Consider the following 15310-nt stretch of genomic DNA (forward strand, 5'->3'; position numbering starts at 1 on the left):
CCGCAGGAAAGCGAGTAGCCCGTAGCGGAAATCAGCCTCTTTGGATGTATAAAAATGGTTAATCAACACACCTGTAAAAACATTTTTATATTTGTGATATAAATCATTTACATTCAAATATTTGTTTGAATATGATGGGATATTATGTTATGTTGGAAACAATCAAACGAATATTTGAATGAGGTGAGAAAATGCCAAAAGAAGTATGTGAGATAACACATGTTCATGAAGAAGCTGTCATTAAGGTACAACAGCAAATGCCAGATCTATCAGGAGTAGCAAAATTTTTAAAGGCATTATCTGATGAAACAAGACTTAAAATTGCGTATGCATTAACGCTCAAAGATGAATTATGTGTTTGCGATGTTGCCTCCATTATCGGCTCGTCAGTAGCAACAGCATCGCATCATTTACGTTATTTGAAAGATAATAATTTAGCGAAGTCATATCGTAAAGGAAAGCAAATGTACTACTCTTTAGCTGATGACCATGTGTATCAAATTGTAACGGTTGCCTACGAACATGTGAAAGAGGGGATTGCAAATGGCAGCAACACCAACTAAACAAGAATATAGGTTGCAAAACTTATCCTGTGCCAGCTGTGCAGCAAAGTTCGAAAAAAACGTGAAGTCTATTCCAGAGGTTCAGGATGCACAAGTGAATTTTGGTGCTTCTAAAATAACAGTTATTGGTGATATTGATGTTAATCAACTTGAAGAAGCAGGTGCCTTCGACGGCATAAAAGTATCCCAATCAACGGCAAGAACAATTGAAAAATCAACACCTTTTTATCGAAAAACAGAAAATATATTAGCTGGAATCTCTTTGTTATTCGTAGCGCTTGGATATATGTTTGGAACAATGCGTGGTGAAACGGATCCGCTAACTATTGGGATGTTTATTATCGCGATTCTAGTTGGGGGAATTGGCATTTTTAAAACAGGTTTCCGCAATCTAGCGCGCTTTGAATTTGATATGAAGACGCTGATGACTATTGCAGTAATAGGTGCAGCCATTATTGGGGAATGGGAAGAAGCGGCGGTTGTTGTCTTTTTATTTGCAGTAAGTGAAGCGCTTGAGGCGTATTCAATGGATAAAGCACGTCAATCGATTCGTCAGCTAATGGATATAGCTCCACCAACAGCGACGATAAAACGTGCACATGGCGAACATTTCCATGAGATGGAGCTGCCTACTGAAGAGATTGAAATCGGTGACATTTTAATCGTTAAACCTGGTCAGAAGATTGCTATGGACGGAATTGTAGTTAGTGGATTGTCAGCGGTGAATCAGGCAGCGATTACAGGTGAATCTATTCCGGTCAGTAAAACAGTCGATGACGAAGTATTTGCAGGTACTCTAAATGAAGAAGGTGCTCTAGAGGTTCGCGTGACAAAGCGAGTAGAGGACACAACAATTGCCAAGATCATTCATCTTGTTGAAGAGGCACAGGCAGAAAAAGCACCTTCACAGCAGTTCGTTGATCGCTTTGCGAAATACTACACACCTACGATTATGCTTGTTGCTTTACTTGTAGCGGTTCTACCACCTTTATTTATAGGTGATTGGCAACATTGGATTTACCAAGGATTAGCTGTACTTGTTGTAGGCTGTCCATGTGCATTAGTCGTTTCTACACCAGTTGCTATTGTTACGGCAATCGGGAATGCTGCTAGACAAGGTGTTCTTATTAAAGGTGGTATCCATCTAGAACAGCTTGGTCATATTGAAGCAATAGCATTTGATAAGACAGGTACACTTACAAAAGGTCAACCTGCTGTAACGGATATTTTCACATCGCAGGAAGTGCCTGAGGATTATGTTTTACAGCTAGTAGCGGCCGTTGAAAAGCAATCACAGCATCCATTAGCTAAAGCAATTTTACAGGCATTACATGAGAAAAATTTACCAGATCTTATACCAACAGACTTTCAATCCGTAACAGGTAAGGGTGCTTATGCGACGGTAGATGGTCAAACAATTTATGTAGGAAGCTTAAAATGGATTGCTACATTAACGATTGTTGATGAAACGATAAAAGAACAGGTAAAAAAACTTCAACAACAGGGGAAAACAGTTGTAGCAGCTGTTAGTAATGATCGGTTTATTGGGATGATTGGTATTGCTGATCAATTACGTCAAGAAAGTAAAGATGTCTTAAATAAATTAAATGATTTAAAAGTGAAGCATAAAGTTATGCTAACAGGTGATGCAGAACCAACAGCACAGGCAATTGCAACTTCTTTAAATATGACAGATGTAAGAGCAAGTTTATTACCAGCAGAAAAATTAATGGCCATTAAAGATTTACGTGCACAATTTGGCGCAGTGGCGATGGTAGGAGATGGTGTCAATGATGCACCTGCACTTGCCTCAGCTGATGTTGGTATTGCAATGGGAGGTGCTGGCACTGATGCAGCACTAGAAACTGCGGATATCGCATTAATGAGCGACGATTTAACGAAGCTGCCTTATACAATTGGTTTAAGTAGAAAAACATTACGTATCATTAAAGAGAACATTATATTTGCCTTAGCCCTAAAATTAATTGCTCTGTTACTCGTTATCCCAGGCTGGCTAACATTATGGATTGCAATCTTTGCAGATATGGGTGCTACATTCCTAGTTGTGTTAAACTCATTACGATTAATCAAATCAAAGAAATGGTAAATAAGATATAATCCGGTGGAAGTGTGTAGGAAAAAAGTCATTATGAGGAGCTAGTGATATTAATTGATATAGATGCAACTAGCGATTCTTGAAAAAAAACTTTGTTAACGCTATTATGGTTTCAGGAATAATGTAACAATTAAATATAAATGAGGCGAAGGTTTGAATATGTCAGATCCTATTTTAATAAATGTTACAGAGGAAATTGTGCGTGGTTTAGTAAGTTTTCTACTACGAGGACCGGAATATCAAACATTTTGTAAATGTGAAATCTGTGAACTTGACGCAGTGGCACTTACACTGAATGCATTGCCTAGCAAGTATGTTACATCTATGGAATCACGAGATGAAGCATTTAAAATGATGAATACTCCTGAAAATATCGAACGAATCAATAAAGAGATTATTCATGCATTACATGTGGTAAGTAAGCATCCTCGACATAAGGCGGAGCCAACTTCTATATGAAGTTGGCTTTTCATGTTTTTGAAAAACAAATGGTCAAGGAAATCTTAGTGAATGATGTGATGCATTAAATGAGGGGGATTTCCGTTCCAGGCTACTCGCTTTGCCGCTGCCGCTTCGCTTTCGCGCAGAGCAGAGCTTCCTGTGGGCGAGCGTCGAGCCGCTTCCTCCGCTTCGCTCCGTGCAGGGTCTCGCCTGTCTCGCTTTCCCACGGGAGTCGAGTAGCCTTCCATTCCAATCAACAATAGTGTGGAGCTATTATAAATTTTATGCATTTCAAAAGTGAACGCTTTGGCTACTTATTATAATTGAACTGAATAGACTTATAACATTGACGAGTTTGTACATCTGATGTTGCCGCTGCCGCTTCGCTTTCGCGCAGATAAAACCCTTTTGCTGCCGCTACACTTTCGTACTTAAAACATTTGTTGCTGAAGTTTCGTTTTATCGTTATAAATTAGAATGTCATGCTAGAAGATACATTCTAAGTGAAGTGGTTGATTGTAGTGGAGACTGGGCGACTCCTTGGGGATTAGCGTCACAGATGAGACCCTGGAGCGAGCAACGCGAGTGAAGCGGCTCATCGGACGCCCCCAGGAAAGCGCCCAGTCGGAACGGAAATCAACCCCTCGCTTTGCCAAAGACAATACTTTATTTAAAGATACCTCAATTTCATTGACATAAATTTTCCAACTATACGGGAGCCAACATATGAAGTTGGTTCTTTTTAGGGTGCGCATGTATTGTTTTTCGGGCATATGTATTTTCAGTTAACTTTTAAGGCAAGCTTGTAGTAAACTAGAGAGTAAGAAAAGGAAAGAGAGGGAATAGGATATGCCAACACCAAGTATGGAGGATCATATCGAACAAATATACTTATTAATTACTAATAAAGGGTATGCTCGTGTGTCTGACATTGCTGAAGCATTATCTGTTCTTCCTTCTTCTGTTACAAAAATGGTTCAAAAATTAGATAAAGATGGTTATTTAGTTTATGAAAAATACCGTGGCCTTACATTGACGCCTAGAGGAGAAAAGCTAGGAAAACGTCTTGTACAGCGCCATGAGCTTCTAGAGCAATTTTTGCGAATCATTGGTGTAGATGAAGAGCGAATTTACGATGATGTAGAAGGAATTGAACATCATTTAAGTTGGAACTCAATCGATCGAATTGCGGATCTTGTGCAGGTAATGGAAGAAAATCCGGACATCGTTAAAAAACTAGAGGCATCTAGAACACATCATAATTTCTAAAGTTTTTGTGAAAATGATGGTATGAAGGAAAGGAAGACAATATGAACGAATTAAAATCAGGTGAAGTTGTTACGTTAACTGTATTAGAGCAACAAGCATCGAAATGGATCTTAACAAATGGAGTTGAAGAACTACCTTTAAATGCTTCAGAGGTAACAGAACCACTTGCAGTAGGTGATCGCCTTGAAGTATTTTTATTTGCAGATCGTCGTGGTGATTTAGCAGCAACGACAGCTATCCCATCTTTCGTACAAGGAGAATACGGTTGGGCTCGTGTCCTAAAAGTAGTCGAGCGTGAAGGGGCTTTTGTAGATATCGGTACTTCACGTGAGGTACTTGTAAAAGCTGAAGATTTACCTGCAATAACAGAGCTTTGGCCAGCGCCGGGCGACCATTTATTTATGACATTACGTACAGATCGCAACGGCGATTTATTTGGACGTTTAGCAACTGAAGAAAAAATTTCGGAATTGTATGAAGGTGCATTTGAAGAAATGCATAATAAAAACATTAAGGCACGTCCATATCGTTTATTACCAGTTGGCTCATTTTTATTAGGTGTGGAGATTCCGTATCGTATTTTTGTTCATGAGTCAGAGCGTAATGCGGAACCTCGTCTTGGACAAGACGTAGATGTGCGTATTATTGATGTAAAAGATGATGGTTCAATGAATGGTTCACTTTTACCACGTAAGCATGAACGTATTTCAGATGATGCACAAAAAATATTAAATTATTTACAAGATGTTGGGGGCAAAATGCCATTTGGCGATAAATCCTCACCTGATGAAATTCAAGAAATGTTTAATATGAGTAAAGCTGCATTTAAACGTGCGTTAGGTACACTTTTGAAAGCTGGTAAGGTGAAACAACAAAATGGTTGGACAGAGCAAATTTAGTGCAGGAAGACATTCATATATCTGAGGTATGGTGAATGACTGCCAAATGAAGTGAAAGAAAATGACGAGAGCCACTTTGAAACCTTCTCGTCTTTTTTTCGTACTAATTATTGCTTAACTTCTTTTAGCGTGTGGCCAAACATCCGCCGAAATAGAGGAACTCAGGCTAAGAACTTCACGTCCTGTGAAAACGCCTGAGTGACCAACGTCGTGCTGCCGACGCATAATTGATTGGCAAACATCATACAGGCCAAATGAGTTTTCTAACGAAAGGGGTCACATAATTTGAAAAAAACTTGGATAAAATTACTAACTGCGACTATGTTAGTATTTGGCGTGATGGCACCAGCAACAGGTTATGCAGCTGATAATACGCCACCTAAAGCAATTGATGAAAAATTAGGAGTACCAATCGTCGTATATGGTGCAAACTTATCTGAGGCTGAAAAAGAGTCTGTTAAAGAGACATTAAAAGTTAAAGAAGAGCCTGAAGTTGAAGAAATAACAGTTTCAGGTCAAGACTTAGTTAAATATATTAAAGATAGTAATTCAAGCTCTCGTATGTATTCTTCTGCCAAAATTACACGCAAGAATGCAGGAGAAGGCTTAGTTATTGAAATTGTTACACCGTCAAATATTACACAGGTTACTTCTGAAATGTATGCAAATGCCATGCTAACTGCAGGTATTGAAGATGCAACAGTACAGGTGGCTGCGCCTAAAGCAGTAACAGGTCATTCAGCGCTTGTGGGAATATACAAAGCTTACGAAGTAACAACAGGTAAAAAGCTTAATACTGATCGTACAGATGTTGCAAATGACGAACTATCAGTAGCAACTACTCTAACGCAATCGGCAGGTGTGGACGATGCTAAGGTTGCGGAATTACTAACAGAAATCAAAAAACAAATTGCAGAATCAAAGCCAGCAACTAAAGAAGAGGTTGAAAAGATTGTGCAAGAGCAATTAAACAAGCTTGACATTAATTTAAGTGATAAGGACCGTCAATTACTAGTTGATTTGATGAACAAAATTAGTAAACTAGACATTGATTTTAGTAAATGGTCTAAACAATTAGACGATATTAGCAGTACAATTAAAGATAAATTCGGATCGCTAATGGAAGATAAAGGATTCTGGGCGAGTGTGGAAAATTTCTTTGCAAATTTAAAAGATACAATTGCATCATGGTTTAATTAATTTATAGAAAAGAATCTGCAACACTTTCTCCTGATTACTAGTGGAAAGTGAGCAGATTTTTTTATTTTTCAAAGGGTGGGACTATTTGAAGTGCTACATGAAAAAGGCTATGTTACTATGATAAAAAGGAGTGGTGAGAAATGGAATTTCAATTACAGCAGCTAGCGGAAAATAAACTTGCTTTTGTCTATGAGCAAGAAGAGGGAAAATTAGCGGAAATTACATGGCAACAAAAGGGTCAAGTAATGGTAATGGATCACACATATGTATCAGATAAGCTCCGTGGTCAAGGCGTGGCAAAAAAATTGTTAGATCGTGCCGCAGATTATGCACGTGAGCAAGGCTATAAAATGGAAGCCGTTTGCTCGTATGTAGTTGCAGCGTTTGAAAAATCTAATGCTTACGATGATGTAAAACAATAAAGTGAAACTTTAATCAGTGGGGATTTTTTTTATCCCCACTGATTAGTAGTCTTAACCAATCGGGCGTTTACAGGCAGTTTTAATGTCATCATAATTCTTTAATTTTGCTAAAATTTTATGGTGAAACTTACTGCCGTTAATGCGGGATAAAGTGAAACTTTAATCAGTGGGGAATTTTTTCATCCCCACTGATTAGTAGTCTTAACCAATCGGGCGTTTACGGGCAGTTTTAATCCCATCTTATTTCTTTAATTTTGCAAAATTTTGTGGTGAAACTTACTGCCGTTAATGCGGGATAAAGTGAAACTTTAATCAGTGGGGAATTTTTTCATCCCCACTGATTAGTAGCCTTCACCAATCGGGCATTTACGGGCAGTTTTAATGTCATCATAATTCTTTAATTTTGCTAAAATTTTATGGTGAAACTTACTGCCCGTTAATGCGGGATAAAGTGAAACTTTAATCAGTGGGAAATTTTTTCACCCCCACTGATTAGTAGTCTTCACCAATCGGGCGTTTACGGGCAGTTTTAATGTCATCTTAATTCTTTAATTTTGCAAAATTTTATAGTGAAACTTACTGCCCGTTAATGCGGGATAAAGTGAAACTTTAATCAGTGGGGATTTTTTTTATCCCCACTGATTAGTAGTCTTCACCAATCGGGCGTTTACGGGCAGTTTTAATGTCATCTTAATTCTTTAATTTTGCAAAATTTTAGTAGCCTTCACCTTTACTGCCCGTTAATGCGGGATAAAAATAAGGCAATCTGCTTGTTAGATAGCGGATTGCCTTTTAACTTCTAATACCACTCATCCATGCTGCTCCTTACAGTAAAATACTATATATAAGTACTGTTAAGAGGCCTGCTCCACCTATTAATGAAGCCATGTCTATCCAATCATATACTGAGTCTAAATCTTTCATGATAACCACTCCCTTATTATTAGTAGTAATTCATTAATTCCCTTTACTTGTCCTTTATAATCACAATTATTTACAAAAATATCATGATTTACAGATAAATTACTTATGACCATAACGTGGGATTGATTGTCTTTTCGACTGGGCACTTTAAATGTCATTCCTAATTTTTAATGATAAGCAAGAAATGACCTGAAATATAATTTAGTAGTAGGATAGTTAACTATGTCTTGAAACATACAGACGTACTATGAAATTTGTTTATATGATGAAAGCGAAGAGTTATAGGAATTCTCTCTTTTTATATATGCAGCAAAGTAAATAAAAATTATGTTTAGTCCTTTAAAAATAGGGAAAAGATATAATACAGGGCCAAGTCTATATTTTTGGGAGGGATTTATAATGGCAAAACGTAAAGGTTTTGTGATTGCAGGGTTAGCTTTAGCAGCAACTTATTTAAGTAAAAAAGAAAACCGTGATAAAGCATTAAGTACGCTCAATGGTGCAAAGTCTAAATTAGCATCTTATTTGAATACAACGAATATGGAGATGCACGAAAACATTTCAGAGCGTATATCTACTGAAGTAGCGACAGAAGCCGGAACTTCTCCAACAAAAATAGCTTCAAACGAAATGGTTGCTGAAGGCGGAGGACATACAAGTATCCATTATTACCATGAAGAAATTCATGAAAAAAAGAATTAATAACAAAAAACCTTCTCATTTCGCGTGAGAAGGTATTTTTTGTGTACATATGGTGATAGTTGCAAATACTAATAATACAATTCCGGTAAATATAAAGCCGCTGACAATACCTAGTGAGAGCCATCCGAGCAATGAGGAACCTAGGACAACTCCTAGTGAGAAGAAGGCATAAAAATAACCATAGGCTTTTCCACGAATGTCAGCAGTAGTAGAGTCGATTAAAAGTGAATTGACTGATGGAAATAAGAAGCCAAACCCGATCCCATAGCAGGCCATTGCAATATAAAGTAACGTACTTGAATCTGCCTGACTAATTAATAATTGACTGATCCCCATTAAACCTATACCAAGTGATAATGTTTTAATTGGGGCAACCTTATCGAAAATACGGTTAGTCGGCAAAATAAATACGAGAACAGCAATAATTCCGAATGTACTCATCAAAGTCCCGCTTAAACGTGAATCAAAGCCTAAAGATTGTACTTTTAGAGGAAGGAGGTAGGCAATAACCCCTTGAGAAAACATTAAAAAGAATGCACTAAAGAAGGCTTTTAATGTACCTGTATTATTAAAAAGTACATGTATAGGGATGTTTGTAGGTGGCGCTGATTTTTCTTTTTTTACTTGATTTGATTTTAGCAAAAAGAAGGCAAGTACACTCAATAAGAGCATAAAGCTTGCTGTTATATTAAAAACGAATGGTACGCTAGTACGACTCGCTAAAATGCCACTAAAGGCAGGGCCGATTATTGCGGCGATGCCAACGAATGCTCCAGAGATAGCACTGCCCTTACCTCTTTTTTCTTGCTCAGTTGCATTTGCTAAAAATGTGAAAGCAGCAGGAACGATCAAGCCCGCAACTAATCCATGTACAAAGCGGACTATTAAAAGAACAATAGGCTCTTCTACTAAATTATAAAGTGATAGGGAAAGACCTGTTGTTAAAAGACCTAGGATTAAAATAGCGAAGGGTCCCTTACGATCCGTTAAAAAACCAGAGATAATATTACCAAATGTATTGGAAAGAGAATACATACCTACTGCTAGGCCGGTAATGAAGGCTGATGCCCCTAAGGATTCAGCATATGTACTCATGACAGGAAGCTGGGTAAATAGGTCAAAAAATGAAAAGAATATAATCAAATAGATAAGTTTCTTCATAGGTCCTCCGATGGAAAATTGTATGATAATGAGAATGAATATCACTCTTATTATACCATGACAAAAAAAGAACGCCTCATAAGTTTTTTAACTTATGAGGCGCTCCTGATAGATGAAAATTAAGCTTTAGCAACTTCTTTTTTCATTGTTTTGTTTTTAGCAAGATTTACGTGCCAAGAAAGTGCTTCCTCTAAAATATGAGGTGTTTGATGGCTACCAGTTGCTTCTAGAGCACGGTTATAGTAATCCCATAGTTGCTCTTTGTAATCTGGGTGTGCACAGTTTTCGATAATTAAAGGTACACGCTCTTTTGGTGCAAGACCACGTAAGTCAGCAATACCTTGCTCAGTTACGATTACATCAACATCATGTTCAGTGTGGTCAACGTGAGAAACCATTGGCACGATTGAAGAGATAGCGCCGCCTTTTGCGTATGATTTAGTAACGAAAATACCTAGACGTGCGTTACGTGCAAAGTCACCTGAACCACCGATACCGTTCATCATACGAGTACCAGATACGTGTGTTGAGTTTACGTTGCCATAGATATCTAATTCAAGAGCAGTGTTGATTGAGATTAGACCCAAACGACGGATAAGCTCTGGGTGGTTAGAAATTTCTTGTGGACGTAAGCAAATTTTATCAGCGTATTTCTCTAGGTTGCCATATACTTTTTTCTGTAATTCTTCAGTTAGAGTAATTGAAGTAGCTGCTGCAAATTTAACTTTACCAGCATCAATTAAGTTGAATACAGCATCTTGAAGTACTTCAGAAGCAACAACTAAATCTTCAAATTCTGAATTTGCGAAGCCGTCAAGTACAGCGTTTGCAACAGAACCTACACCAGATTGTAATGGCATTAATTGTTTTGTTAAGCGACCAGCTTTAATTTCATCGCTGAAGAAGTCTAATAAAATGTTCGCCATTGTTTGTGTTTCTTCATCTGGCGGAACGATTAATGAAGGAGCATCTGGCTCTTCAGAAATAACAATCGCTTTAATTTTAGCTGGATCTACTTTAATACCGATGTCACCAATACGTTGCATAGCATCAGTCATTGGGATTGCTTCACGTTGACCTTGCTCACCTGGTACATAGATATCGTGGATACCTATTAAAGCTTCTGGATGAGAGATATTTAATTCGATAATAATATTTTCAGCGTATTCAGCGAAGATTGGTGAGTTACCAACAGAGTTTGTTGGGATAATAAATCCATCTTCTGTAATAGCAACAGCTTCAAGAATTAAATATTTAATTGGTCCAATAATTCCTTGACGAACTAATTCAGCGTTATGTGAAAGATGAGCGTCTACATATAGGACATCACCAGAGTTAATTAAATTACGGATCGTTGCATCTCCTTGGAACGGTCCACGTTTGCGGATAACACCGGCATCAGCTAAGTATTTATCAACTTCAGGTCCTAAAGAAGCCCCTGTATATACATCAATTTTGAATTTTTCGTTTTTAGCGCGCTCTACTAATGCCATAGGAACAACTTTTGCGTCCCCCGCACGAGTGAATCCACTCATACCAACTACATCACCGTCAGAAATCAGTGCTGCAGCTTCATCAGCAGTAACAATTTTACTTTCAAGTTCTTTTAAGCCTAGGCGTTTTTGAACATTTGCATCCATTAAAAAATCCTCCCCTAAAAAGTTTGATGGAAACCGATTACAAAACTAGAAAAACCTGTAAGAATTTTCTGTTTATTTAGTTGTAGTATGACACCAACCATTTGAATAATACTATCACCAAATTGTCACAAAAACTTTAGAAATAGCATTAAATTGAGTAAAAACAGGAAAAATGAGCATAAAGTTGAATTTTCGACAGAGAAAACGTTTTAATGTAGAGCTCTATTATTTTTAGAGAATTTCTCTTTTGAAAATTCAATAATATAATGTGGGGTTGATTTCCGTTCTTGCTGAGCTCTTTGTTGCTGACGCTACGCTTTCGCACAGATAAAACATTTGTCGCTGACGCTTCGCTTTCGCACAGATAAAACATTTGTTGCTGACGCTACGCTTTCGCGCAGAGCAGAGCTTCCTGGGGGCTTCCGATGAGCCATTGATTTAAATGCTCTTCATCAAAGGTTAGAGATGACATTGCTTAAAACGTATGCCATGGATTAAGTTGATCTTCGTTCCGGCTGGGCGACTCCTTGGGCATTAGCAATCCTGTGATAACGCCTTCGTGACCAACATCATGTTGGCCCAAGCAAAAAAGTACAGCGAACAATACAAAATGCTCGCTGTACTTATCAAAATTAGAAACCTAAAGAACGACGGAAGTAGCTTGCATAGCGTTGGCTAACAGGAATACGAGTACCGTCTTTCATGATTAATAAAAACGTTGAATGTGAATCTGGTTGAATTTCATCAATGTAGTCAATGTTAACGATATAAGAGCGGTGACAACGTATAAATGAGTCAGGCGCTAAAAATAGCTCAAGATCACTTAGGTTTAAGCGGTGATATCCTTCACGGCTCATTGTTTTAACAAATGTTTTTCGTAGCTGTGTTTCAAGATAAATGACCTGATCATGCTTGATTGGGTACCAACAATCATCAATTTTGATTGTAATGTAGTTCGTTAAAAATGCTGACGGCTTTTGTGGGAAGATTGCAGTGATAGCACCCTTAGTTTCACCTTCCTCCATTAAAGGAATACTCATGCCGTAATATGCTACTCCAAATACATCAGGCTCAATATAAGAGCTAATCTTTTGTCCGTAGTTTAATGCTTTATGAGCTGCAGATCCTTCTTTAACTGGGTCACCAGGTTTGATTTTTAAATCAACTTTTTTGCTCGGTTGGTAGTACAAGTATTCGTTTGTATCGGAAATTGCAATGGAAGTATTCTCAGGGAAGAATTCCTTAATAATCTCCATAATTTCTTCTATTTGTTTTGGTTCCACTATTAACACCTCGTCTAAACTTTTAAAAATAGTATTATCATCTATTTTACTACATATTCGTATAAATTATATAGAGAAGATTTCGGAATAAAAAAGAGAAATGTCGATTGATGAAATATAAATGCGCAAAACACATTACATAATTTGTAACAAATTTTAAATAATTACTAATTGATTTTAGTATGTATATGGTAAAATCTATTTGTAAGTAAATAAGTTTACGAGGTTTCTACTATGTATATATGATAAATTGGAACTATTGTGGAAGACAAAATGTGGTTGAAAGGAAATCGCAGAATATGGTAAAATTCACTGTATAGTCTATTTTTTTATTGTAACTGGTGGTTTAGTTGGGTTATTTTTAAGTTATATTCATTATATAATTGTGAAATATGACTCAATTCATACAAATAATAAGGGAATACTATTTTCTTATTTTGAAATAAGTAGATTGGTGTCAAAAATTGTGAAAGCAATTTGTGCAATCTGAAGAAAGATGGGGAAGATTATGCAACTACATCAACATTCTATGTCAGAAACGATATCCAAAAGATACTTTCAGGAAATCGATAGTATTAACCAATACATCGGTGTAGAAGAATTTTTTAATATTGAGTCGAAATTAATTTTTGAAATTTACCATTTAGAATCTGCAAAGGCTAAGAAATCTTTGCACGAATTAATTGATATTCTTTCAATACGTTTTGGCAAACAAGTCATTAAAATTGTTCGAAGTTATTTTTCTGTTTTGTCGTCAATTGTTGCTCGTAAATTGCTAGACAATCAAGTTCCTTCGAAGAAAGCATTTGCATTTAACATTGCGTGTAATGATATGATTGAAAATCAAATGAAAGATGCAGAATTTTTACAATTTGCTGATGATTTGATTGATTTCTTTGTCTATTTTATCGCGGATCGCAAGCAACCGACTTTTCGTCACCAGACCGTTAATAAAGTAATTATGTATATAAATGATGAATTGGAAAATGACTTAACAGTTGAAAGCATCGCAAATAACTTCCATATAAGTACAAGTCACTTATCACGTATTTTTAGAGAACATGTTGGTATTACACTTGTTGAATATCTAAATGTGCGTCGAGTAGAAGAGTCCCAGTACTACCTTAGACATACTAATAAAAGTATTACTTCTATTTCAGATCAATTCCATTTCTGCAACCAAAGCTATTTTACCCGCATCTTTAAAAAATATACAGGGGTAACGCCCAAACATTTCCGAGACGAGCTACATCATGAATTTTATCGTTTTGAAATGGCGGAATCAGAGCTTCAAAACGTTTAACTTATTTCAGCGGGTGTCCAAACATCCGCTGAAATAGAAGAACTCAGTTTAAGAAAGGCTTACAAAACCGATTCCGGACGTAATTATGCCGAGACATAATTGATAGCCAGAAGTAAACTTATTAACAATGGGTTATAAATAAGATTAATAAATAGATGCGACCGTGTTAGTGATGCTAAAGCTCGCATCTTTTTTATGTTATGGAATTAGTAGCACTTGCTATTTGATAAAAATAGTCCCTATAATGTATACTTCATTTTAGTTGATAAATATATAGTAGGTGGAAAAATGAAAAATTTGAAGCTATTTTCAATGCTTGGACTCGCCGTTTTTGTTCTTAGTGGCTGTCAAGCTGTGCAAAACAAAGAAGGTTTTTTCTATAGTATCTTTGTAAAACCAATGGAATTTTTATTGGAATTTTTCGGTAACACTATGTTTTCAGGTAGTTATGGTTTAGCAATCATCGCTATTACGGTTCTTATTCGTTTAATTTTAATGCCGATTATGTTGAAAAATTATCGTTCGCAACAAAAGATGAAGTCGAAAATGGACGCGTTTAAGCCTGAAATGGAAGCTGTTCAGAAAAAGATGAAGGAAGCAAAGACAAAAGAAGAGCAAACGCAGTATCAACAAGAGATGATGGCATTATATCAAAAACATGGTATCAATCCACTCAACATGGGCTGTTTACCAATGTTAGTTCAAATGCCGATTATCATGGGTCTTTATTTCTCTATTTTATATTCTACAGATGTGAAAGCACATGATTTTTTATGGTTTAAATTAGGTTCACCTGATATCGCTATGACAATTGTCGCAGGTCTTGTATATTTAGTTCAAGCACGTGTATCTTTATGGACAGTACCAGAGCAACAAAAAGCACAAATGAAAATGTTTATTTATATTTCACCAATTATGATTGTCTTTATCTCGATGTCATCTATGGCAGCCCTACCACTTTACTGGTCAGTCAGCGGTGCATTATTGATTATTCAAACATATATCGGTCGAAAATATTATTCGGAGCATCCGGAAAAAGTAAACTCATAAAATAATTTATGTCGAGGCGCCTAAGTAGCCTCGATTTTTTTAGGAGGACAGCAAGATGAACATAAAGTTGTTATCATCTATTCTAGTCGCGATTTTTAGTATTGCGGCGATCGTATTTATTATTATGGGTAATTTTAATTTTGCTGTATTAGCAATGACTATTATGTTTGCCGTATCGAATGGTTTTAGGGCAAAAAGTTTTAAAGAGCAAGGTTATATAAAAGAGGCAAAATGGATGAAGTACATGGCAATCTTTTTCTCGATTGCCTCTATAGTAGTGTTTATTATTATTCTCACAGACTAACAAATTAATTTTAAAATCATTGGTGAAAACCTA

At 36.7% G+C, this 15310-nt stretch carries 15 protein-coding genes; 11 read left to right on the plus strand and 4 right to left on the minus strand.

Annotated features, from left to right (window positions below; genetic code table 11):
- Nucleotides 1-191: 191 nt before the first annotated feature.
- From AMS59_RS01175 to AMS59_RS01210, 8 genes are all read left to right on the plus strand, one after another.
- Nucleotides 192-563, plus strand: coding sequence for a metalloregulator ArsR/SmtB family transcription factor (locus tag AMS59_RS01175; RefSeq protein ID WP_053481936.1), 372 nt, complete (start codon nucleotides 192-194; stop codon nucleotides 561-563).
- Nucleotides 544-2670 (plus strand): heavy metal translocating P-type ATPase, encoded by a 2127-nt coding sequence (locus AMS59_RS01180; protein WP_053481937.1) that lies wholly within the window; start codon nucleotides 544-546, stop codon nucleotides 2668-2670. The genes AMS59_RS01175 and AMS59_RS01180 overlap by 20 nt, the downstream gene beginning before the upstream one ends.
- 168 nt (nucleotides 2671-2838) lie before the next feature.
- The gene (locus tag AMS59_RS01185; RefSeq protein WP_369814292.1) at nucleotides 2839-3138 is read left to right on the plus strand and encodes a late competence development ComFB family protein; all 300 of its coding nucleotides are present in this window, start codon (nucleotides 2839-2841) and stop codon (nucleotides 3136-3138) included.
- Nucleotides 3139-3969: 831 nt separating this feature from the next.
- The gene (mntR, locus tag AMS59_RS01190; protein WP_053481939.1) at nucleotides 3970-4389 is read left to right on the plus strand and encodes a transcriptional regulator MntR; all 420 of its coding nucleotides are present in this window, start codon (nucleotides 3970-3972) and stop codon (nucleotides 4387-4389) included.
- A 41-nt stretch (nucleotides 4390-4430) separates the two neighbouring features.
- Complete coding sequence (locus AMS59_RS01195; RefSeq protein WP_053481940.1) at nucleotides 4431-5288, plus strand: S1 RNA-binding domain-containing protein; 858 nt, start codon at nucleotides 4431-4433, stop codon at nucleotides 5286-5288.
- A 285-nt stretch (nucleotides 5289-5573) separates the two neighbouring features.
- Complete coding sequence (locus AMS59_RS01200; RefSeq protein ID WP_053481941.1) at nucleotides 5574-6488, plus strand: DUF1002 domain-containing protein; 915 nt, start codon at nucleotides 5574-5576, stop codon at nucleotides 6486-6488.
- Nucleotides 6489-6628: 140 nt separating this feature from the next.
- Nucleotides 6629-6910, plus strand: a complete 282-nt coding sequence (locus tag AMS59_RS01205; protein ID WP_053481942.1) for a GNAT family N-acetyltransferase — start codon at nucleotides 6629-6631, stop codon at nucleotides 6908-6910.
- A gap of 1323 nt (nucleotides 6911-8233) precedes the next feature.
- Nucleotides 8234-8536: a hypothetical protein gene (locus AMS59_RS01210; RefSeq protein WP_053481943.1), complete on the plus strand. Its 303-nt coding sequence runs from the start codon at nucleotides 8234-8236 to the stop codon at nucleotides 8534-8536.
- A 15-nt stretch (nucleotides 8537-8551) separates the two neighbouring features.
- Here AMS59_RS01210 and AMS59_RS01215 read toward each other — a convergent pair whose 3' ends face one another.
- The 4 genes from AMS59_RS01215 to AMS59_RS01225 all read right to left on the minus strand — a co-directional run bounded on the left by AMS59_RS01215 (nucleotide 8552) and on the right by AMS59_RS01225 (nucleotide 12620).
- Nucleotides 8552-9697, minus strand: coding sequence for an MFS transporter (locus tag AMS59_RS01215; protein ID WP_053481944.1), 1146 nt, complete (start codon nucleotides 9695-9697; stop codon nucleotides 8552-8554).
- A gap of 119 nt (nucleotides 9698-9816) precedes the next feature.
- Nucleotides 9817-11337, minus strand: coding sequence for a succinate CoA transferase (locus AMS59_RS01220; RefSeq protein WP_053481945.1), 1521 nt, complete (start codon nucleotides 11335-11337; stop codon nucleotides 9817-9819).
- Nucleotides 11338-11485: 148 nt separating this feature from the next.
- A complete protein-coding gene (locus AMS59_RS26835; RefSeq protein WP_156304522.1) occupies nucleotides 11486-11710 on the minus strand; it encodes a hypothetical protein in 225 nt (74 codons plus the stop codon).
- A 259-nt stretch (nucleotides 11711-11969) separates the two neighbouring features.
- A complete protein-coding gene (locus AMS59_RS01225) occupies nucleotides 11970-12620 on the minus strand; it encodes a LytTR family DNA-binding domain-containing protein (protein ID WP_053481946.1) in 651 nt (216 codons plus the stop codon).
- 508 nt (nucleotides 12621-13128) lie between these two features.
- Here AMS59_RS01225 and AMS59_RS01230 point away from each other — a divergent pair.
- The 3 genes from AMS59_RS01230 to AMS59_RS01240 all read left to right on the plus strand — a co-directional run bounded on the left by AMS59_RS01230 (nucleotide 13129) and on the right by AMS59_RS01240 (nucleotide 15277).
- A complete protein-coding gene (locus AMS59_RS01230; RefSeq protein ID WP_053481947.1) occupies nucleotides 13129-13923 on the plus strand; it encodes a helix-turn-helix transcriptional regulator in 795 nt (264 codons plus the stop codon).
- A gap of 288 nt (nucleotides 13924-14211) precedes the next feature.
- Nucleotides 14212-14973, plus strand: a complete 762-nt coding sequence (yidC, locus tag AMS59_RS01235) for a membrane protein insertase YidC (RefSeq protein WP_053481948.1) — start codon at nucleotides 14212-14214, stop codon at nucleotides 14971-14973.
- Between the two features lie 55 nt (nucleotides 14974-15028).
- Nucleotides 15029-15277 carry a hypothetical protein gene (locus tag AMS59_RS01240; RefSeq protein WP_053481949.1) on the plus strand — a complete coding sequence of 83 codons (249 nt, stop codon included), beginning with the start codon at nucleotides 15029-15031 and terminating at the stop codon, nucleotides 15275-15277.
- Nucleotides 15278-15310 lie beyond the last annotated feature (33 nt).

The organism is Lysinibacillus sp. FJAT-14745, from assembly GCF_001275675.1.
Taxonomy (GTDB): Bacteria; Bacillota; Bacilli; order Bacillales_A; family Planococcaceae; genus Lysinibacillus.